This window comes from Pseudoduganella sp. OTU4001, from assembly GCF_038440195.1.
GTDB lineage: Bacteria > Pseudomonadota > Gammaproteobacteria > Burkholderiales > Burkholderiaceae_D > Rugamonas.
In genome coordinates this window covers 160202-180430 of sequence record NZ_JASATG010000002.1, presented here as the reverse complement: position 1 = coordinate 180430, position 20229 = coordinate 160202, and the positions used below count along the sequence as shown (strand labels likewise).

Below are 20229 nucleotides of genomic sequence, written 5' to 3'. Positions count from 1 at the left end.
CTTTTGTGTTATTTGCAGAGTAGGTAAGGCATGGCCGACATCAATATCACCCAGCCCCATAAACTGGACCCGGCGCAAGCGCGCGCAGCAGCAGAACAGGTCGCAGACCGTATTGCCAAGGAGTTCGACCTGGCGTGCCAATGGCATGGCGACACCCTGAAATTCGGCCGCAGCGGCGTGGAAGGCACGCTGACCCTGGCCGACAGCGCGGCCCATATGAATATCAAGCTCGGTTTCCTGATGGGCGCCTTCAAGAGCGCCATCGAAGGCAAGGTCGCCGAGAAGATGCGCTCGGTATTCGCTGCCGTTTAAGCCAGCGTGGTGGGGTTGCCCACCGATTCATTCAGCGCCGCCGCCGCGCGCACCAGCTCCAGTACGGTCGCGCGGTCGAGCGGCGTACCCTCGCGCAGTTCCAGCGTGCGCAGCTCGTATTTGCCGCCGCCGGTCATGCGCGGCTCGATATGCAGCAGGCGTTTGCCGCGCCAGAAGCCGAACAGCACGCGTTCTTCTTCCGCGCGGATCAGCAGTACCGGCCCGTTTGAGAAGTAGACCAGATGCGTCCACTTGATACGCTCCTCCAGCACCGGCACCGCCTCCAGCACCGCCGCCCGCAAAGCTTCCACGAAACTGCGCTGCCAGCCTGCCAGCGCCGCTACATACGCATCCGGATTCGCAGCAGGAATAACCTTCTTCATCGGGACAGCTCCTTTATTAAGGATGAGGATGACGCGCAGGCAGGATCATCTGCGCCATATTTGCAAGCCTTCTTCAGCGCCTGGATTGCCCGTTCGCGGTGGTTGGCAGCGCTCTTGTCGCGGCTTAGTATGAAACCGTACATCGAGCATCCCCAAGCATCGTCGGCAGCGCAAGTCTGCTCGAACGTGCGGGCCTCGCAGCTGTCCACTGGAACGATCGTGGGTGGTGCCGCCATCATCCCGGCGGCCCGGTTGGTGCAGCCCGAGGCAATGCCCAGCTTGCAAGCGCGCTGGAACAACACTTCCGCTGCCTGCTTATTCTGAGGGGCTGATTGCAGGGCATTCGCCAGCCAATAGCAATGTTGCCCTTGACCCGCCTTGCAACTGGCCATGCACGCCTCCTGTCCGGACGGCGCGAAACACTGATTGCGTATTGCGCGGTCATATTCCTGCCGTCTGTTGGCAGCGAAAAGATCAACCGGACATTTGCCAAGGTCGCCAGTCCACTCCTCATTCGCCATTACCTGCGTTGCCAATGCATCCGCTGCCGGCTCCGCCCAAGCCGCGGGCAATACCAGCCACAGGAGCAGGAGGATGCGCGATTTCATGCCGGCTCCAGGAAACGGTGCAGCACATAGGCATCCACCAGCCCGAGTTCGCGGTGACGGAAAGCTTGCGGCAAGGTGCCGGCGATGTTGAAGCCCAGCTTGCGGTATAGCGCCATTGCCGATGCATTGGTGCTGACTACGTAATTGAACTGCATCGCCAGGAAGCCTTCCTCGCGCGCCTGCCGCAGGCTATGCTCGACCAGCATGCGGCCAATGCCTTTGCCTTGCGCTTGCGTCGCCACGGCGTAGGTGGCGCTGGCGACGTGCGCGCCGTGGTCGGGGTAGTTGGCGCCCATCTTGTACATGCCGAGTATGCGTTCGCCTTCGCAGGCGACATAGGCTGGATGGCTGCTGAACCAGTGCAGCTGGAAGGTCGCCTTCTCAAAGCCCGGCCCGAACGGGAAGGCGTCGCCGCCCGCCAGCAGCGGCTGGAATGCAGCCCACATTTCATCAAGGTCGCCAGGGATGGCGCGGCGGATTTGAATTGTCATGTATTCCAGATGTAGGTGAAGATAAAGGTGTTCATGGTGGCGTTAAAGGCGGCATGCGCCGCCACGGCGGGCCATACGCTGCCGCCTTTCTGGGCCGGACTTCCACAGGAAGGTCAGGGCCAGTGCCGTCATCAACAGGCCATGATGGATCAGGAATAGCGGCCGCCACGCCACCGGCCCCAGCATGGCCGCAGCGCGGGTGGCGCTGAATATCAGGCCAAGCAGGACAGCCCAGTGTAAAAGGGAATTTGATACGGTACTACGCGGAATTGCTGCTGCCTGCGTCGTCATATCGGCCGCAATGTAGTTACTGAAAATGCAACTCTAGCACGACTCTCAGACGGAGACTTTTTTCAGCATGGAGCGCACGATGATTTTGTGCAGCGGCGTTACCGGCAGCATGTACAGGCGGCCCAGCGCGTTATGCACATGCACCACCGTGCTGACGCTAATGGCGCCTTGCGGTGCGCGGCACACCGACAGCACCACATCCAGATGCTTGTCCGAATCGCCCAGCATCACTTCGTCATGCGACAGATAGAGCAGGGAGAAGATGCCGACACGGTCGCCCACGCGGTAATGGGCAGCGGGCCGCGAAGCGTCAAGCGCGCCAAGGTGGCCAAGGTTTTTCAGGCCAAGCAACCCCACCAGCCAGTTACGCATTGCCATCAGCCGGTTCACCCAGCGCGGCGTCCGATGCGCGACATGCAGGTAAAGTTCCAGCGCCGATGCCTTGTCGTCCGGCGCTGCGACCTGGTAGCAGTCGTGGTAATAGGCGCCCGGCAGGCGCATGCTGGCCTGGCTGCCGGCTGGTGTTGTCGCCGGGATTACTTGCGCAGCAGTGCCCACAGCGAGTAGCCGCCAGCAGCGGTACCGATCGGGAAGTTAAACAGCGAGATCACGCTGAAGATGATCAGGAAGGTGCGGCCGATGGCGGAGCCATTCAGGTAAGAGATGGCAGCCGCGATCTGGCCTACGCCGTACAGCGCAAACAGGCCGGCGATAAAGGCGCCCAGGCCGGCGAGCCAGCCAATGAAAGGTACTTCGGCGTGCGCCAGCGCGGCCATGCCGCCGAAGAACAGGGTAAAGAAGATCAGCGTCAACAACAGGAATGCCCCCATGATGATGTGGAGGACGGCGGTGATCTTGGAGTGGTTGTCCAGCATAGCGGAGTTGGTAATTTTGCAAAACCGCTAGTGTACATGACGCGGGGGAAAGGCGCACAGGGCCCGCCCCCGGTTGAGGAGGGGATTACTTCAGACCTTCGATCAGGTCGATGTACTGCTGCTTGGCGTCGTCCTGGCTGGTGCCAGCCAGTGCTGCCCATGCGTCGAACTTGGCGCGGTTGACGAAGTCTGTCATGCCTGGACGTTCGCCAGTCGCATCGCCTGCCGAGCCTTGCTTGTACAGGGCGTAGATCTTCAGCAGGGTCATATTGTCCGGACGCTCCGGCAGGTTCTTGGAATCCGCTACGGCGGCGTCGAATTGGTCTTGCAGGCTCATGGTGTTTACCTCTGGTTAGGGGCGGGTGTGTGATGCGTCATCATACAAAAGAATGCCGCTAATGCCTTAGAGGATAGGCTCCAATCCTGGGTGCGCCGCACAATAAAAAACGGCGGTTCAAGACAAGCCAATCGGGCCAGTCTTGAACCGCCGTTCTGGCGGTAAGCCTGAAGAATTACTTCTTCTTGGTTGGGTTCACAGCGGCTTTCAGGGTCGCGCCAGCCGAGAACTTAGGGGTCTTGGATGCAGCGATCTTGATCGCTTCGCCGGTTGCTGGGTTGCGGCCTTTACGAGCGGCGCGCTTGGCGACGGAGAAGGTGCCGAAACCGGTGATGCCAACGGTGTCGCCCTTTTTCAGACGCTCGGTAACGATCGCGATCAGGGTGTTAATTGCGTCGTTAGCGGCAGCGCCGGACATTTCGGTACGCTTCGCAAATTCAGCAATCAGTTCGCCTTTTTTCATTACTACCTCCTTGGTTAATGGAGCGCGCAGATTAGCACATTAATTGAAAAAAGTGTGTACCCTTTTTTGAAGAAGGCCATATAGTGACTGGCTCGCCACGAAATCGCACCTAAATTTGGGCGGAAAGCTCGGATAGTTTAAGCTTTTCCGCCGCCCCGCGCAGGCGTGGCGCATCACTGGCTGGAGCCTGCAACGGCGGGGTTTCTGCCGTTTTCGGCGTTAAAGCCGGCATTCATATTGGCTTTGGCGGAGGCGCGGCGGGGCGATTTGTGTACTGCATTTGCGCTGCCGCTGCCGCTCGCTTTCGCGGACTGGCGGCCGGCCGAAGCAGATGCTCCAGCGTCGCCGGAACCGCTTGCCGCGCCGTTCGCGAGCAGGCCACGAGAGTCCGACGCACCGTTGCGGCCAGAGTCCGCTGCCGCCTGACCATCCGCTGCACCCTGCGCCAGCAGGCCGCGCGTCGCCGATGCATCGTTGCGGCCGGAGTTTGCGGCAGCCTGGCCGTCCGCCGCACCGTTCGCCAACAGGCCGCGCGCGGCCGATGCGCCGTTGCGGCCGGAGTTCGCTGCCGCCTGGCCGTCCGCCGCACCGCTTGCCAGCAGGCCGCGCGCCGCTGCGCCGTCGCCGCGGGAGGCTGCTGTTTCGCCGCTTGCTGCACCGTTGCCGGCTGCGTTCATCGCACCTTGCGCACCGGCGGTGGCGCCGCTGGTGCTGCGCGTCAGGGCCGCACCGAGGCTGGAAGAGCCGCCGCTGCCGGCTGCCGCTGCGCCGTCGGAAGTCCCATTGCCGGAGGCGGTGGAAGCGGCTTCGCCGCGCGCCAGGCTGCCCGTCAGGTTGGCAGCCCCGCTCGCCGCGCCGTTTGCCGCGCCGTTCGCATTGCCTGATTCAGTGGCTGCACGCGAAGCGCGGGCAGCAGCGCTGCCAGCCATGTCAATGCCGGCGCGCCTGCCGCGCATGGTGCTGCCTGCGATATCCCCGGCCATGCCGCCGCGCATTGCACCCATGCCGCCGCCAAAGCCGCCGCCAATTGCGCCGCCGATGTTGCCGCCCAATGCGCCGCCCAATGCGCCGCCTAGTGGCCCGGCTTGTGCGATGGAGGCGGCGCTGGCCGCTGCAATCAGTGCTGCACGAATGATGGTTGCGATGGTGGTGTTCATGTTCGTTCTCCTGTCTCACGCCGCGGGGAATCCGCCGCTTTCATACAGAGAACGAATGGGATTTGCGATTCCTTCCATCCGGCTGAAAAAATATTCCCAGAATTGACATATTTTCAACGTTAAATATAAGATAACTGCACTTCAGCTCTTATTTAGCGTGGAAAATCTATGGTGAACATGCACTTCGTGGTTCTCGGCATTCTCGTTGCAGCTGGTCTGTTGTTACACCATTTCGGATATATCACTGCCGGCCCTAAGCTTGGCAAGCGTCAGCGCATTGCCGTTGGAATCATGCTGTTGGTCGTCGTATCAGTGGCGGTACTGAATAATCTCGAACGCATCCTCTGATTTCAATCAGCGGAAGTTGGACGGCGCATTGCGGAGCCGTTCGCCGACCACGCCGCGGCCGGTTCCATCCCCAGCGGGCAATGCGCGCGCAGCCAACGCGGAAATCGCCTGCGCTGCCAGGCTAGGCGAGGGCGCCTGGAGTTCAATGGCCAGCAGCGCCGCCACTACTGGCGCTGCAAAGCTCGTGCCGCGCGCCAGCTTATACGGAGGCGTGCCGATGGCAGCCACCACCAACTGGCTTCCTGGCGCCGCAAACATGACTTGCGGACCGCGCGCTGCTTCCGGTAGAGGATTTCGTTTCGGGTCAACGCCGGTTACGCCGACCACGCCAGGATAGCTGGCTGGGTACAGCGGTGGTGCTGCCGGGCCGTCGTTGCCCACTGCGGCTACCAGCAGGTGGCCGCGCGCCACCATTGCCTGCACCGATTTTCCCAGCATTTGGTTTGGCGGGCCGACCAGGCTGATATTGATTACGCCGACTTGCTCCCTCGCCAGCCAGGAGAGCGCCTGCACGATCTGGCTGGCTGAGCCTCCGGTCGGCTGGTCGCAATATATGTCTGCGGCGTAGAGCTTTGCGCCGGGCGCTGCGCCGGTGAAGCGATCGGATTTTCCGATCATCAGGGCGGCGACGGCCGTACCGTGCGGCGCGGGCCGCGTGGCGCCATCGCAGCCCCAGCGCGCGATACGGGCATTGTCGAAAACCTCGTGACGTTCATTGACCCCGCTGTCGATCAGCCCCACGCGCAGTTCGCCGGCCGCAGTATGCGCCGTGTCCCTTGGGGCGCCAATTGGCGCCGGCACGCCGGCGGCGCCAGCATCGGCCCCCGCGCCAACATAGACGTGGTTGAAGTCGTAGACACCGTCAGGATCCGCCTTGCGCAGCGCGTCGAGGACGTTGGCGGTAGCGGCACCTTCCGGCGCGCGCAAGGTGACCAGTGTTTGTCCCGCCTCCGGCAATTCATGCCTGCTCACGACGATAAGACCAGCCGCCGCAGCTGCCGTCAGCCCGGCAGGGGAGGGCGACCATGCGAGAATCTCGCGCCGCACCACAGGAAATCCGCGCGGGTCTGGTTCCAGCTGCGCCGGATGCCGCGCCAGCAAGTCGCGCACGGTGACCAGCCGTAGCTGGTCGAGCGACGCTACGCTGCGTGGCAGATCAGAAACATCCAGCAAGCGCCCGCGCAGCCGTTCGCGCGGCAGGCTGACGCTCTCTCCCAGTCGGGACGGCAGCCCGGCGCCCGGCAATTGCGGCAAGCCGGGCAAGCCAATCTGCGCCACGGCGGGCGCGGCGGCCGCCAGCGTACCAAAGGTAAGCACGAGGCAGCGGCAGGAACGCAACAGGAAGTAAGACGGGCGCAGGCTTGGCATGGTCGGATGATAATATAGGCCATCGGTATCTAATCTGTATTAACGATGGACGGTGGGAAGAAAATCCCTGCCCCGTTCGTTATCCACTTATGATGGACAACGATAACGCCCTGCACGATGAAATTGCTGCACTGTTGCCGCGCCTGCGGCGCTTTGCCCGCACGCTGGCCTGGCACCGCGAGGATGCGGACGACCTGGTGCAGCTATCCGTGGAGCGCGCCATCCTGCACAGCAGCTCTTACCAGCCAGGCACCCGGCTGGATAGCTGGCTCTTCCGCATTATCAAGAATGCCTGGATCGACGAAGTGCGCGCCCGCACCCGCCGCAGCGAACTGTTCGTGGCGCAAGAGGAGGGCGAGCATATCGGCGACGATTACGCCGAAGCCCACCAGCAGCGGCTGGCCGTGCAGAAAGCCATCAGCCTGCTGAGCGAAGAGCACCGCCTGGTGGTCGGCCTGGTGCTGGTGGAAGGCTTGCCATATAAAGAGGCGGCCGAGGTGCTGGACATCCCGGTCGGCACCCTGACCAGCCGCCTGGCGCGCGCCCGCACTGCCCTGCAAGAACATTTATCGGAACAAGCGAGGATGGTATGAAGAGTTTTTCCGACGAAATCCTGATGGCCTATGCCGACGGCGAACTGGACGAAGTCACCCGCCGCGCCGTGGAAGAGGCCATGCGCAAGGACGCCGCCCTGGCGCACCGCGTGGCCCAGCACAAGGCCATGCGCGCCAACGTGTTCGCGGCCTACGCCCCGATCGCCGAGGAAGCCGTGCCGCCGCGCCTGGCCCAGCCGCTGCGCCAGGCCACCGTGGTCAGCCTGGATTCAGTGCGCGCCCGGCGCGAAGCGGAACAGCAGGCGGCGCGCAAGGCTGCGCGCGGCCGGGGCTGGTCCTGGCCGGAGTGGGGCGCATTGGCCGCCATGCTGATGGTCGGCGTGCTGGCCGGCCATTACGGCATGGGCATGCTGCCGATCGACCATGGCGAAACCGTGGCCAGCCGCGATGGCGTGCTGCAAGCGCAGGGGCGCCTGGCGACGGCGCTGGAACAGCAGCAGGGGGGCAGCGGCGGACCGGTGCGCATCGGCACCAGCTTCCTGTCGCAGGAAGGCACGTATTGCCGCAGTTTCATGACAGCGCAGGACATGGCGGGCCTGGCCTGCAAGCAAGGCGGCGTATGGAAAGTGCAGCTGGCGCTGCAAAACCAGGGCAAGGGCCCGCAGGGGGAATATCGGCAGGCCGGGGCGGAAATGCCGCCCCAGGTCCTGGAAGCCATCGACCAGCGCATCAGCGGTCAGCCGCTGGATGCGAAGGCCGAGCAGGAGGCCTTGCAGCGCAAATGGCTGCGTTAGGCCAGAAAAATTAAACGCCCAGCAGTTCCACGTCGAAGATCAGGGTGGCGTTTGGCGGGATCACGCCGCCGGCGCCGCGCGAGCCGTAGCCCAGGTCAGCAGGGATGATCAGCTGGCGGGTGCCGCCAATTTTCATGCCTTGCACGCCTTCATCCCAGCCGCGGATCACCATGCCGGCGCCCAGGGCGAACTCGAACGGGTCGTTGCGGTCTTTGGAGGAATCGAATTTTGGGCCCTTGCTGCCGTCGTCGTTGCGCAGCCAGCCGGTGTAGTGGACGGTAACATTCTGGCCAGCTTTGGCTTCGGCGCCGTCGCCAACCTTGATGTCGTCGTATTGCAGGCCGGATGCAGTAGTGATGATAGTCATTTGGATTCCTTTGAAATGAGGGACTTAGGCCGCGATTGTAGTGCATCTGCGGCAGATATCCCCTAAATGTTGTCGGCAATAACTATTATCAAGACGTTTAACCTTAAAATAGGGGCTGGCTTAACCAATAAGCGAGCTTTTCATGTTCCGCAGTATCCGTAGCGCAGCAGTAATTTTAGGTGTCCTGGCTGGTGTCCAGCCGGCCCAGGCCAATGTGGTGGTCGTGTTGAATTCACGCGACGCCACGGTCCAGTTGCTGGACCAGGCCAGCTACAAGAGCCTGCAGACTTTCCCGGTGGGGAAGGAACCCCACCACCTGATGGCCACCCCAGATAACAAGTCGCTGATCGTAGCCAGCGCCGTGGGCAATGAGCTGGTCTTCCTCGATCCGGTCACCGGTCAGAAGCAGCGCCACGTCAAGGATATCCTCGATCCTTACCAGATCGGCTTCTCGCCGGACCAGAAATGGTTTGTGGCGACGTCGCTGCGCCTGCACCGGGTTGACATCTATTCCTACAACGGCAAGGAAATGGTCCTGGCCAAGCGGGTGCCGATGCCCAAGCTGCCAAGCCATATCGCGTTTGACGCCAAGAGTTCGATGGCTTTCATCACGCAGCAGGGCAGCGACCAGGTCAGCGGTATCGACCTGAAGACGCAGAAGGTGATGTGGACCATCCCGGTCGGCAAGCTGCCGGCGGGTATCGCCATGACGCCGGATGACAAGTACCTGCTGGTGGGGATCATGGGCAGCGACTACGTCGAGGTGATCGACTGGCGCACCCAGAAGACCGTCAAGCGCATCAAGGCCGGCGCCGGCACCCACAATTTCCGTGCGCTGGGCGATGGGCGGTATACCTATGTGTCGAACCGGGTGTCCAATTCCATCAACATCATCGACCAGAAGACGCTGGAAAGCGTCGGCACCATCAACGTGCCGGGCGGCCCGGATTGCATGGAAATCACTGCCGACCGCAAATATATGTGGGCCACGCTGCGCTGGATTAAGAAGGTGGCAGTGATCGACCTGCAGCAGAAGAAGGTCGTCAAGATGATCCCGGTCGGCCGCTCGCCGCACGGCGTCTTCTTCGCCAACTCCTCCGCGAGGATGTAATGAACCCCGCCGCGCCAGCCCGCACCGCGCCGCTCGCCGTGCTGGCGCTGGCCGCCCTCGCGTTGGGCGCGGAGGCGGCCGCCGGGCCGCAGTGCCGCGGCACCATCTACCTGACGTTCGACACCGGCAGCCAGTCGCAGGCCGGCCTGATCGCGACGGTGCTCAAGCGCCAGGGTGTGAAAGCCACCTTCTTCCTGGCCAACGAGAAGACCGTCAACGGCGACTACTCGCTCGACCAGGCGTGGGCCGGCTACTGGCGCGAACGGGCGGCCGAGGGCCACGCCTTCGGCTCCCATACCTTCGACCACACTTATTACGTGCGCGACGCCGCAAACGGCAAGATCACCGTCAAACCGCAATTCGGCCCGCATGCCGGCCGCACGCAGGACTGGACGCCGCAGCAATACTGCGCCGAGCTGCAGCGCGTCGACCGCCGCTTCGAGCAGATGACCGGCGCCCGCCTCGACCCGTTCTGGCGCGCACCCGGCGGCAAGACCAGCCCGCGCACGCTGCAAGCAGGCAAAGCCTGCGGCTACCAGCACGCCGGCTGGGCCACCCCCGCCGGCTTCTCCGGCGACGAGCTGCCGGTCGAACGCGCGTCGAATGCCGCATTGCTGCGCCGCGCGCTGGACGGCCTGCGCGACGGCGACATCTTCATGGCCCATATGGGCATCTGGTCCCGCAAAGACCCTTGGGCCCCGGCCAACCTGGAGCCCCTGATTGAAGGCCTGAAGCAGAAAGGCTTCTGCTTCGCCACCCTGCGAGAACACCCGGACTACAAAAAATGATTCAATTCCTGCTCGACCTGCTAGGCCAAGCCCAAGGCTGGCTGTTCGAAAGCGCCATCCAGCCGCTGCTGTACCTGACCGGCATGGGCGATATCACCGAAGAAGCCTTCGAAGGCACCGAATGGCTGCTGATCGGCCTGGCCGAGCTGCTGCTGCTTTACCTCGTCCTGCGCCCGCTGGAAGCCGCCATCCCCGTGCACCAGTTCAGCGACAAGCGCGCCCGCTGGAATGACTTCATCTACACCGTGCTGCAGCGTATCGGCCTGGTGCCGCTGCTGCTGTTCTTCACCCTCGACCCGGTGATCGACGCCATCACCGGCGACCTGCATATGGCCGGCCTCAAGCCCTTCAACCTGGAAAACCTGGCGGCCGACATGCACCCGCTGGCCAGTTTCGCCATCTACCTGGTGGTGCTGGACTTCGCCGATTACTGGCTGCACCGCGCCCAGCACCACTTCAACTGGTGGTGGGGCCTGCACAGCCTGCACCACAGCCAGCAGAACATGAACCTGTGGAGCGACGACCGTAACCACCTGCTGGACGACCTGCTGCGCGATATCCTGATGGCCGTGCTGGCGCTGGCGATCGGCGTGCCGCCCAGCCAGTACATCCTGCTGGTTTCCCTGTCGCGTATCGTGCAAAGCCTGCAGCACGCCAATGTTCGTATACACTTCGGCCCCATCGGCGAACGGCTGCTGGTGTCGCCGCGCTACCACCGTATGCACCACGCCATCGGCGTGGGCCACGAATCGAAAGGGCAGGGCACGCTCGGTGGTTGCAATTTCGCGGTCCTGTTCCCTATTTGGGACATTATCTTCCGCACCGCCAATTTCACGCCGCGCTTCGAAGCGACCGGCGTACGCGACCAGCTGGCGGGCCGCGACTACGGGCGCGGCTTCTGGGCGCAGCAGTGGCTGGGCCTGAAGCGGATGGTTGAATACATGAGAAAGAAACCGAGTTAAAAGAATGCGCGCTGTCATCCACGCTTATGGCCGGGCCCTGCTGTCCCAGTTCCACGGCAAAATCCTGTTGCTGAGTATTGTTCCTTTCATTTTGTCCGTGGCGCTGTGGGCGCTGCTGCTGTGGCTTGGCCTGCAGCCGCTGCTGGACTGGCTGCACGGCCACTTCGTCGATTTCGAAATTTACCGCGTCACCAGCGACTGGCTGCAATCGATCGGCCTGGGCGGCCTGCGCTCGATCGTGGTGCCGCTGTTTGCGCTGCTCCTGCTGCTGCCGCTGATGATCGTCACCGCCATGATCTTCATCGGCGTGGCGGCCATGCCCTTCGTCGTGCGCCACGTCGGCGGCCGCCATTTCCCGCAACTGGAAAAGAAGCAGGGCGGCTCCATCCTCGGCGGCGTGCTCAAGGCGCTGGGCGCGTTTGGCATCTTCCTGGCCGCCTGGCTGTGCATCCTGCCGCTGTACATCTTCCCGCCGCTGGCCGGCCTTGCCACCGTGCTGCTGTGGGGCTGGCTGACCAGCCGGGTGATGAGCTACGACGCGCTGGCCGATTACGCCGGCCCGGAAGAACTGGCCACGCTACAGCGCGAACACCGCTGGCAGCTGATGTCGATCGGCGTGGTGTCCGGCCTGGCCGGCTCGCTGCCGGCCCTGGTGTGGGTGGGCGGCGCGGCGGCAGCGATTGCCTTTTTCCCGATCCTGCTGGCTGCCTCGATCTGGGTGTATGTCGTAATATTCATCTTTACCGGCCTGTGGTTTGAGTACTACTGCCTGCAAGCCCTGGCCCAGCTGCGCCACACACCATTCGAGGAAAGCCTATGCCAATCGGATTGATCATCATCGGCGACGAAATCCTGTCCGGCAAACGGGTCGACCAGCACTTCCCCAAAGTGGTGCAGCTGCTGGCGGCGCGCGGCCTGCAACTGGGCTGGGCCGAGTTCCTGGGCGACGACCGCGAACGCATCACCGCCACGCTGAAGCGCACCTTTGCCAGCGGCGATATCGTGTTCTCTTGCGGCGGCATCGGCGCCACGCCGGACGACCACACGCGCCAGGCGGCAGCCGCCGCGGCGGGCCTGCCCCTGGTGCTGCACGAGGGCGCGAAAGAAGGCATCCAGCAGCGCATCCGCCAGGTGGCCGAGGAGAAGGGCGAAGTGGCCGACCTGCACTCGCCGGAAAACCTGCAGCGCCTGCAGATGGCTGAGTTCCCGCAAGGCGCCGCGCTTATACCGAATCCGTATAACAATGTGGCCGGCTTCGCGCACGGCACGCATTACTTCGTGCCCGGCTTCCCGGTCATGGCGTGGCCGATGATCGAATGGGTGCTCGATACCCACTACGCCGACCTGTTCAATCGTGAGCCGCGTGCTGAGCAATCGGTGCTAGTGTATGAAGCAGCGGAAGCCGCGCTGACTCCGCTGATGCTGGCCCTGGAAGCAGCCTGGCCGCGCATCAAGGTCTTCAGCTTGCCCAGCGTGGGCGACGCCAAAACCAGGCGCCACATCGAGCTTGGTGTGAAGGGCGATCCGGCCCAATGCGAAGCAGCTTTTGCGCACATGTGCCGTGAGCTCGATGCCTTGAATATGGAGTACGTGAAGCCCTGAAATTCACAGTGTGAAAAGGGTGTTAACAGCTCTTGCAACGGCGCTCACAAACCATGTCGAGCGCCGTTGTTTTTTTGCGAAAGTACTACGCGAAGTTCAAATATTTTGCGAGTTGCCCCGTGCACCGTTCGCCGTTGTGGTGCAATGGTAATCAAGCAGAAATACTCTGCGTGTACTGTCCGGTTTGAACACTATGTTAAGCAATCGTCGTTTTCGCCGGCCCCGAGTTGTCGTACGTGCGGTGCGCAAAATGCGTGCAGGTGCGGCAGCAATTGGATATGGCGGCAGCAGGCGGCGTTTGCGCTCGGTACCTATGCCTTCCCAACAAGATTACGAACAAAGCCCACACGATCCAACCGAGCCCGCACCACCACCACCATCCGAACCGAAAAAGGGTTCGCGTTCGCGCAATGCGCTCATTGTGCTGATCCTGGTGCTGCTGACCGTGGCCGGTTTCTGGGGCTACCATGAAACCCGCACCTCAACGATGCAGGCGCGCCTGTTCACGGACCTGGTCAGTCAGCTGACCTATAAGGTGGAACCGGGGCCGAGCAAGGCAATCCGCTATCCGCATGACAGCCCGTACGACGAGCGCCTGGGCTACGCCAACCTGCCAGACTACCTGGGCAAGCTGAAAGCGCGCGATTACGAAATCACCTCGCAGGCGCGCTTCTCGCCGAAGATGGTGGAGCTGACCGATATGGGGGTGTTCGCGACCTACCGCGAAAAGACCCGCACCGGCCTGACCATTCTCGATTGCCGCGCGCAGCCGCTGTTCTCGGCCAGCTATCCGGAACGCATCTACGCCGGCTTCGACAAGACGCCGACCGCCCTGGTGCAAAGCCTGCTGTTCATCGAGAACCGCGAGCTGCTCGACAATAAGTACCCGAAACGCAATCCGGCGGTGGAATGGGACCGCTTGTCCAAAGCTATCCTGGAAAAATCGATGGGTGCGGTCGGGCTGGGCAGCCATCGCGCCGCCGGCGGCTCGACCCTGGCGACCCAGATCGAGAAATACCGCCATTCGCCGGAAGGCCGCACCGGCTCGATGAAAGACAAGCTGCAGCAGATGGTCTCGGCCACGCTGCGCGCCTACCAGCAAGGCGAAGACACCACCAAGGTGCGGCGCCAGATCGTGGTCGACTACCTCAATACCGTGCCGCTGTCGGCCAAGCCGGGCTACGGCGAAGTGAATGGCATCGGCGACGGCATGTGGGTCTGGTACGGCCGCGAATTCGATGAAGTGGCGCATCTGCTGGGCGGCAAGATGGACAAGCCGGAAAGCGCGCGCGCCTTCAAGGAAGCGCTGTCGCTGCTGATCGCGCAGCGCCGCCCCAGCTACTACCTGGGCGACGGCGATGAAGACCTGGAAGTGCTGGCCAACAGCCACCTGCGCCTGCTGGCGACGGCCGGCATCATCACGCCGCAGTTGCGCGACGCCGCACTGAAAGAGAAGCTGCATCCGGCCAAGGGCAACGGCTTGCAGGCCGCGCCGCCGATGTCCTATGTGACCAAGAAGGCGTCCAACGCCGTGCGCGTGCACCTGGCCAACCTGCTGGGCGACAACCGCATGTACAACCTGGACCGCCTGGACCTGGCCGTCAGCAGCACGCTCGATGCGGAAACCCAGAAGGCCGTCACCGCCATGCTGCGCGAACTGCGCGACCAGGAAACCGCCGTCAAGGCGGGCCTGACCGGCAAAGGCTTGCTGGGCAATGGCGACCCGGCCAATGTGGTGTACAGCTTCACGCTGCTGGAGCGCGGCGAACACGCCAACTACCTGCGCGTGCAGACCGATAACTACGACCAGCCGCTGGACATCAACGAGGGCGCCAAGCTGGACCTGGGTTCGACCGCCAAGCTGCGCACCCTGGTCACGTATATGGACATCGTCGACCAGCTGCACAAGAAGTACGGCAAGATGGAAGTGGCCGAGCTGAAGAAAATCAGCGTCGACCCGCGCGACCGCCTGACCGCCTGGGGCCTCGAGTACCTGATCATGACGCCGATGGACAAGCGCGACCTGCCGGCCATGCTGCAGGCGGCGCTGGAGCGCAAGTATTCGGCCAATCCGGGCGAGGGCTTCTTCACCGGCGGCGGCCTGCATTACTTCGGCAACTTCAGCAAGGATGACGACTTTAAGATCATGTCGGTGCGCGAAGCGCTGCGCCGTTCCACCAACCTGGTGTTCGTGCGCCTGATGCGCGATGTGGTCAAGTACTACTCGTTCCAGATGCCGGGCTCCTCGCAGACCGTACTGGCCGATGCCGATGACCCGCGCCGCGCAGCTTACCTGGCGCGCTTTGCTGACAAGGAGGGCAAGGAATTCCTGGTGCGCTTCTATGCCAAGTACAAGGGCAAGAAGGCGACGGAGCTGGATGGCGTGCTGCTCGATTCGATCCGTCCGACGCCGGTGCGCCTGGCGAATATCCACCGCACCGTGCATCCGAATGCGACGCTGGCGGAGTTCAGCAAGTTCGTCAACGACAACCTGAAGGTGCAGAACGATGTGCCGGATGAGCGCCTGGCCAAGATGTATGAGCAGTACGCGATCGACAAGTGGAGCCTGGCCGACCGCGGCTACCTGGCTTCGGTGCACCCGCTGGAACTGTGGATGGTGGCTTACCTGCACCAGAACGAGGGCGCCTCGCTGACCGACGTGGTGGCGGCCAGCGAGAAGGAGCGCCAGGAGGTTTACCAGTGGCTGTTCAAGACGCACCGCAAGCATGCGCAGGACAAGCGCATCGCCGGCTTGCTGGAGATGGAAGCCTTCATGGGCATCCACCGCCAGTGGAAGAAGATGGGCTATCCGTTTGATTCGCTGGTGCCGTCGTATGCCACCACCCTGGGCGCGTCGGCGGACCGTCCGGCGGCGCTGGCTGAGATGATGGGCATTATCGTCAACGGCGGCGTGCGCAAGACGACGCAGCGGATCGAGTCGCTGCACTTTGGTGCGGGCACGCCGTACGAAACGACGGTGGCGCGCAACAAGTCGACTTCCAACGAGCAGGTGCTGTCGCCGGAAGTGGCGCGTGCACTGGGCGATGCGATCCGCGAGGTGGTGTCGGATGGTACCGCGCGGCGCGTGAAGGCGGCCTTTGTCGGTGCGGACGGCGTGATCATCCCGGTTGGCGGCAAGACTGGCACCGGCGACCAGCGCTTTGATGTCTATGCAGCGGGCGGGCGTTTGATCGAGTCGCGTTATGTGAACCGCTCGGCGACCTTTGTGTTCAATATTGGCGAGCGGTTCTTTGGCTCGATGACGGCGTATGTGCATGGGCCGGAGTCGAAGAACTACGACTTCACCTCGGCGCTGCCGGTGCAGCTGCTGACGGTGCTGGCGCCGTCGCTGATGCCGCTGATTGAGCCGAACCAGCAGAAGGCGGCGCCGGTGGTGGCTGCCGCCAATGCGCCGGGGGCAGTGGTGCCGGCGGCCTCGCTGGCCAGCGGGACAGCCGTTCCCGCAGCATCACTACGGGCATGCGGAGCGCGCTAAAATGCGCGCATGAAACTCACCAAGTTCACCCAACTCAGCCTGCGCGACCTGATCGTCTCGGTGGCCCCCACGGTCATTGTGGTCGCCGCCGCCTGCGCCTTAGCCTACTGGATCATCGACCCCACGCCCCCGCGCGTGGTGAAGCTCTCCACCGGCCAGGAAAACAGCGCCTACGAAAACATCGGCAAGCGCTACGCGCAAGCCATGTCCAAACACGGCATCAAAGTCACCCTGCAGCCCAGCCAGGGTTCGCAGGAAAACCTGCAACGCCTGAATAGAGGCGACACCGACATCGCCTTCGTCCAAAGCGGCTCCACCAACGAAGCCGACGCCGAACGGCGCGGCCTGGTCTCGCTGGGCAGCCTGTTCACCGAGCCCCTATGGCTCTTCATGCGCGAAAAGAAGGCCGTCACCAGCCTGACCAAACTGAAAGGCCTGAAGATCAACCTCGGCCCCGAAGGCAGCGGTGCCCCGCGCCTGTTCCGCCAGGTGCTGCAAGTGAACGGCGTGATGCCCGGCGACTTTACCGCCAGCGGCCTGGAAAACACCCCTGCCACGGTGGAACTGCTGGAAGGCCGCATCGACGCGCTGGTGTTCGCCGCCGCCCCCGACGATCCCCTGATCCAGATGCTGCTGATGACCCCCGGCATCAAGCTGTTCGACTTTACCCAGGCCGAAGCCTACACGCGCCGCCTGCCGTTCCTGACACACGTCACGCTCCCGCGCGGCATCGTCGACCTGGGCCGCGACCTGCCGGCACGCGACTACCAGCTGATCGCCCCCACCGCCACCCTGGTCGCGCGCGAAGACCTGCATCCCGCCCTGGTCGATTTGTTCGTGCAGGCCGCCAGCAATATCCACAGCGGTGCCGGCTGGTTCCAGCAGCAAGGCCAGTTCCCGTCGCCGCGCTACACCGAAATCCCCGTCGCGCACGAAGCGGCCAAGTTCTATAAGGACGGCCCGCCATTCCTGCAGCGCTATATGAGCTTCTGGCTGGCCAACCTGTTCGACCGCCTGTGGGTGGTGCTGCTGGCCGTCGGCGCCCTGGTGCTGCCGCTGTCGCGCGTGGTGCCGCCGCTGTACGTCTGGCGCATCCGCTCCCGCGTCTACCGCTGGTACGGCCAATTGCGCTCGGTGGAGCAGGGCGTCGACGAGGGCAAACCGCGTGAGGAACTGCTGCGCCGCCTCGACCAGATCGAAGAGCGCGTCAACCGCCTGAGCGTCCCGCTCTCCTTCGCCGACGAATTCTACGGACTGCGCAACCACATCGAATTTGTGCGCCAGCGGCTACGTACAAACACGTAAAAGTGTTGCGTTCGCGATACCTTTGATTGACAGTCAAGCAGCGTTACCGGAAAGATAGGCTAAGGGAGTGAAAATAGTTTAACTTTTCGGAGAGCGCATATGCATAGAACGACACCAAAGAAGCAACTTCTCGCAGTCACCATCGCATCGCTGTTTGCCGCTAACGCCAGCTGGGCGCAAGAGGCGCCCGCCGCAGAAAATTCCGCCACCGTCGTCGTTACCGGCACCCGCGTGTCGAACCGCACGGTGCTCGATACCACCGCGCCGGTCGACATCATCAGCGCCGAAACCCTCAAGAACGGCGGCGTACCGGAAATTACCCAGGCGCTGTCGGTGGCACTGCCATCCCTGAACTTCCCACGCCCCGGCCTGGCCGACGGCACCGATACCATCCGCCCGGCCACGCTGCGCGGCCTGGCGCCGGACCAGACCCTGGTGCTGGTCAACTCCAAGCGCCGCCACACCTCCTCGCTGGTCAACCTGAACGGCACCATCGGCCGCGGTTCGGCGGCGGTGGACATGAACACCATCCCGACCGGCATCGTCAAGAGCATTGAAGTGCTGCGCGACGGCGCTTCCGCGCAATACGGTTCGGACGCGATCTCCGGCGTGGTCAACGTGCGCCTGCGCAGCGACCGCACCGGCGGCGAGGCGAGCATCAGCTACGGCCGCCGCGACACCGAGTACGAATTCAACCCGGTCACGCCACCGGCCGGCGCCACCTGGGGCACCGTCAACTCGCGCGAACGCACGGACGGCAACACCCTGACCATGAGCCTGTGGAAGGGCATGGAGCTGGGCGCAGACGGCTACCTGACCGTTGCGCTGGAACGCAAGCGCCAGGACCACACCGAGCGCTCGGGCTGGGACACGCGCCAGCAGTACCCGCTGGTGGGCGGCGCCTTCGACCCGCGCGAAGCGACCTTCGACCGCTTCAACGCCTGGTACGGCGAACCTGAAATCAAGCAGAACACCTTCTTCGCCAACGCCGGCTACAACCTGGCCGGCGGCGTCAAGCTGTATGGCTGGGCGAGCTACCAGGACCGCGACGCGCGTTCGGCCGGCTTCTTCCGCCGCGCCCTGCAGGACCAGAACGTGATCGCCATTTATCCGAACGGCTTCCTGCCGATCATCGCGCCGGAAGTGTCGGATGGCAGCTTCGCCTTCGGCGCCAACTGGGGTGCGGGCGGCTGGGATATGGATGCCTCGGTCACCTACGGCGAGAACAAGATGGATTACACCATCAAGAACACGCTGAACCGCTCGCTCGGCGCGGCCTCCAAGCGCGAGTTCGATGCCGGTGGCTTCAAGTACGACCAGACCACCTTCAACCTGTCCGGCGTGAAGCAGTTCGACGTCGGCCTCAATTCGCCGCTCAACGTGGCAATCGGCGCCGAAGCACGCCGCGAAGGCTACGCGCTGCACGCCGGCGAGCCGGACTCCTGGCGCAACGGCGGCGTGCTGCTGCCGAACGGTTCGCCAACCGCCTCCGGCGCGCAGGTGTTCCCAGGCTTCCGCCCAAGCGACGAATCCGATACCAGCCGCAAGGCCTACTCGGTCTACGCCGACTTTGAAGCCGACGTGGCGCAGAACCTGCTGGCGTCCTTCGCCGTACGCGGCGAGCACTATTCGGACTTCGGCAACAACTGGTCCGGCAAGCTGGCAGGCCGCTACAACTTCGCACCAGGCTTTGCGCTGCGTGGTTCGGTGCAGAACGGCTTCCGCGCACCCTCGCCGCAGCAGCAGAATTTCACCTCGACTGCGACCAACTTCATCAACGGCGTGCCGTTCGACATCACCACCTTCAAGCCGAACCACCCGGCGGCGGTGGCGATGGGCGCCAAGCCGCTGGACGCCGAGAAGTCGACCAACTTCTCGCTGGGTGCCGTGGCCAAGGTGGGCAAGGCTTCGTTCACGGTGGACGGCTTCCAGATCAAGATCCGCGACCGCATCGTGCTGTCGGAGAACCTGACCCAGACCAATGTGCGCAACTACCTGACCTCGCTGGGCTTCATCGGCGTGGGCGGCGGCCGCTTCTTCATCAACGGCGTGGATACCACCACGCGCGGTGTCGATGTGGTGGCAAGCTACCCATGGATGTCGCCGATGGCCGGCCGCTTCGACTTCACCCTGGCAGGCAATTACACCAAGACCGAAGTGACCAAGGTGCCGGTGACCGCACAGCTGGCCGCGCTGAACCCGGCACCGCCATTGTTCGACCGCATCAACGTGCTGACCTTTGAGCACGGCACCCCGCAGACCAAGTTCACCGCGAGCCTGAACCACTCGCTGGGCGCCTGGAGCGGCACCTTGCGCGCCACCCGCTACGGCAAGGTGCTGCAGCCTGGCACCACCGCTGCGCTGGACCATTGGATGACGCCGAAGACCCTGGTCGATATCGAAGGCCGCTACAAGATCACCGAACGCCTGACGGCAGCCGTGGGTGCCGAGAACCTGTTCGACCAGTATCCGGATGCCTATCCGGCTGCCCTGAACAGCACCGGCAACGCGCCGTTCTCGAACTACTCGCCGTTCGGACGTTCCGGCCGCTTCGTCTACGCGCGCTTGAACTACACGCTGTAAGACTGGAGGCCCCGCTACGGCGGGGCTTTTTACT

23 protein-coding genes are annotated in these 20229 nt (G+C 63.4%); 12 read left to right on the top strand and 11 right to left on the bottom strand.

Going from position 1 to position 20229, the window contains the following annotated elements; all coding sequences use genetic code 11:
- Positions 1-30: 30 nt before the first annotated feature.
- Complete coding sequence (locus AAHE99_RS02780; RefSeq protein WP_342114175.1) at positions 31-312, top strand: polyhydroxyalkanoic acid system family protein; 282 nt, start codon at positions 31-33, stop codon at positions 310-312.
- Here AAHE99_RS02780 and AAHE99_RS02775 read toward each other — a convergent pair.
- From AAHE99_RS02775 to AAHE99_RS02735, 9 genes are all read right to left on the bottom strand, one after another.
- Complete coding sequence (locus AAHE99_RS02775; RefSeq protein ID WP_342114173.1) at positions 309-695, bottom strand: DUF1801 domain-containing protein; 387 nt, start codon at positions 693-695, stop codon at positions 309-311. The genes AAHE99_RS02780 and AAHE99_RS02775 overlap by 4 nt on opposite strands.
- Positions 692-1303 carry a hypothetical protein gene (locus tag AAHE99_RS02770; RefSeq protein WP_342114171.1) on the bottom strand — a complete coding sequence of 204 codons (612 nt, stop codon included), beginning with the start codon at positions 1301-1303 and terminating at the stop codon, positions 692-694. Before AAHE99_RS02770 ends, AAHE99_RS02775 begins: the two co-directional genes overlap by 4 nt.
- Positions 1300-1794 carry a GNAT family N-acetyltransferase gene (locus tag AAHE99_RS02765; protein ID WP_342114169.1) on the bottom strand — a complete coding sequence of 165 codons (495 nt, stop codon included), beginning with the start codon at positions 1792-1794 and terminating at the stop codon, positions 1300-1302. Before AAHE99_RS02765 ends, AAHE99_RS02770 begins: the two co-directional genes overlap by 4 nt.
- Positions 1795-1836: 42 nt before the next feature.
- Positions 1837-2085, bottom strand: coding sequence for a hypothetical protein (locus AAHE99_RS02760; protein ID WP_342114167.1), 249 nt, complete (start codon positions 2083-2085; stop codon positions 1837-1839).
- Between the two features lie 45 nt (positions 2086-2130).
- Positions 2131-2643 carry a DUF2867 domain-containing protein gene (locus AAHE99_RS02755; RefSeq protein WP_342114164.1) on the bottom strand — a complete coding sequence of 171 codons (513 nt, stop codon included), beginning with the start codon at positions 2641-2643 and terminating at the stop codon, positions 2131-2133.
- On the bottom strand, positions 2622-2960 hold the full coding sequence (locus AAHE99_RS02750) for a hypothetical protein (protein ID WP_342114162.1): 339 nt from the start codon (positions 2958-2960) through the stop codon (positions 2622-2624). Before AAHE99_RS02750 ends, AAHE99_RS02755 begins: the two co-directional genes overlap by 22 nt.
- An 85-nt stretch (positions 2961-3045) precedes the next feature.
- Positions 3046-3297 carry an acyl-CoA-binding protein gene (locus AAHE99_RS02745; protein WP_342114160.1) on the bottom strand — a complete coding sequence of 84 codons (252 nt, stop codon included), beginning with the start codon at positions 3295-3297 and terminating at the stop codon, positions 3046-3048.
- Between the two features lie 175 nt (positions 3298-3472).
- Positions 3473-3760, bottom strand: a complete 288-nt coding sequence (locus tag AAHE99_RS02740; RefSeq protein WP_057261775.1) for an HU family DNA-binding protein — start codon at positions 3758-3760, stop codon at positions 3473-3475.
- 173 nt (positions 3761-3933) lie between these two features.
- Positions 3934-4917, bottom strand: a complete 984-nt coding sequence (locus AAHE99_RS02735) for a hypothetical protein (protein ID WP_342114155.1) — start codon at positions 4915-4917, stop codon at positions 3934-3936.
- Between the two features lie 168 nt (positions 4918-5085).
- On the opposite strand from AAHE99_RS02735, the gene AAHE99_RS02730 reads away from it, so the two are divergent.
- Positions 5086-5265, top strand: a complete 180-nt coding sequence (locus tag AAHE99_RS02730) for a hypothetical protein (RefSeq protein WP_342114153.1) — start codon at positions 5086-5088, stop codon at positions 5263-5265.
- 6 nt (positions 5266-5271) lie between these two features.
- On the opposite strand, the gene AAHE99_RS02725 is transcribed toward AAHE99_RS02730, so the two are convergent.
- Complete coding sequence (locus AAHE99_RS02725) at positions 5272-6633, bottom strand: S8 family serine peptidase (protein WP_342114151.1); 1362 nt, start codon at positions 6631-6633, stop codon at positions 5272-5274.
- Between the two features lie 89 nt (positions 6634-6722).
- On the opposite strand from AAHE99_RS02725, the gene AAHE99_RS02720 reads away from it, so the two are divergent.
- Positions 6723-7226 (top strand): RNA polymerase sigma factor, encoded by a 504-nt coding sequence (locus AAHE99_RS02720; RefSeq protein ID WP_342114149.1) that lies wholly within the window; start codon positions 6723-6725, stop codon positions 7224-7226.
- Positions 7223-7981: an anti-sigma factor gene (locus AAHE99_RS02715; protein WP_342114147.1), complete on the top strand. Its 759-nt coding sequence runs from the start codon at positions 7223-7225 to the stop codon at positions 7979-7981. The genes AAHE99_RS02720 and AAHE99_RS02715 overlap by 4 nt, the downstream gene beginning before the upstream one ends.
- Before the next feature lie 10 nt (positions 7982-7991).
- Here AAHE99_RS02715 and AAHE99_RS02710 read toward each other — a convergent pair whose 3' ends face one another.
- Positions 7992-8348, bottom strand: a complete 357-nt coding sequence (locus AAHE99_RS02710) for an FKBP-type peptidyl-prolyl cis-trans isomerase (protein ID WP_342114145.1) — start codon at positions 8346-8348, stop codon at positions 7992-7994.
- A 142-nt stretch (positions 8349-8490) separates the two neighbouring features.
- Here AAHE99_RS02710 and AAHE99_RS02705 point away from each other — a divergent pair, with 142 nt between their 5' ends.
- From AAHE99_RS02705 to AAHE99_RS02670, 8 genes are all read left to right on the top strand, one after another.
- Positions 8491-9459 carry a YVTN family beta-propeller repeat protein gene (locus tag AAHE99_RS02705; RefSeq protein WP_342114143.1) on the top strand — a complete coding sequence of 323 codons (969 nt, stop codon included), beginning with the start codon at positions 8491-8493 and terminating at the stop codon, positions 9457-9459.
- Positions 9459-10247, top strand: a complete 789-nt coding sequence (locus tag AAHE99_RS02700; protein ID WP_342114141.1) for a polysaccharide deacetylase family protein — start codon at positions 9459-9461, stop codon at positions 10245-10247. The genes AAHE99_RS02705 and AAHE99_RS02700 overlap by 1 nt, the downstream gene beginning before the upstream one ends.
- Positions 10244-11209 (top strand): sterol desaturase family protein, encoded by a 966-nt coding sequence (locus AAHE99_RS02695; RefSeq protein WP_342114139.1) that lies wholly within the window; start codon positions 10244-10246, stop codon positions 11207-11209. Before AAHE99_RS02700 ends, AAHE99_RS02695 begins: the two co-directional genes overlap by 4 nt.
- A 4-nt stretch (positions 11210-11213) precedes the next feature.
- Positions 11214-12041, top strand: coding sequence for an EI24 domain-containing protein (locus tag AAHE99_RS02690; RefSeq protein WP_342114138.1), 828 nt, complete (start codon positions 11214-11216; stop codon positions 12039-12041).
- The gene (locus AAHE99_RS02685) at positions 12026-12811 is read left to right on the top strand and encodes a competence/damage-inducible protein A (RefSeq protein ID WP_342114137.1); all 786 of its coding nucleotides are present in this window, start codon (positions 12026-12028) and stop codon (positions 12809-12811) included. The genes AAHE99_RS02690 and AAHE99_RS02685 overlap by 16 nt, the downstream gene beginning before the upstream one ends.
- 313 nt (positions 12812-13124) lie before the next feature.
- On the top strand, positions 13125-16307 hold the full coding sequence (locus AAHE99_RS02680) for a transglycosylase domain-containing protein (RefSeq protein ID WP_342114135.1): 3183 nt from the start codon (positions 13125-13127) through the stop codon (positions 16305-16307).
- A 9-nt stretch (positions 16308-16316) separates the two neighbouring features.
- Positions 16317-17612, top strand: coding sequence for a TAXI family TRAP transporter solute-binding subunit (locus AAHE99_RS02675; RefSeq protein WP_342114132.1), 1296 nt, complete (start codon positions 16317-16319; stop codon positions 17610-17612).
- A 99-nt stretch (positions 17613-17711) separates the two neighbouring features.
- The gene (locus AAHE99_RS02670; RefSeq protein ID WP_342114130.1) at positions 17712-20195 is read left to right on the top strand and encodes a TonB-dependent receptor plug domain-containing protein; all 2484 of its coding nucleotides are present in this window, start codon (positions 17712-17714) and stop codon (positions 20193-20195) included.
- The last annotated feature ends 34 nt before the right edge of the window (positions 20196-20229 follow it).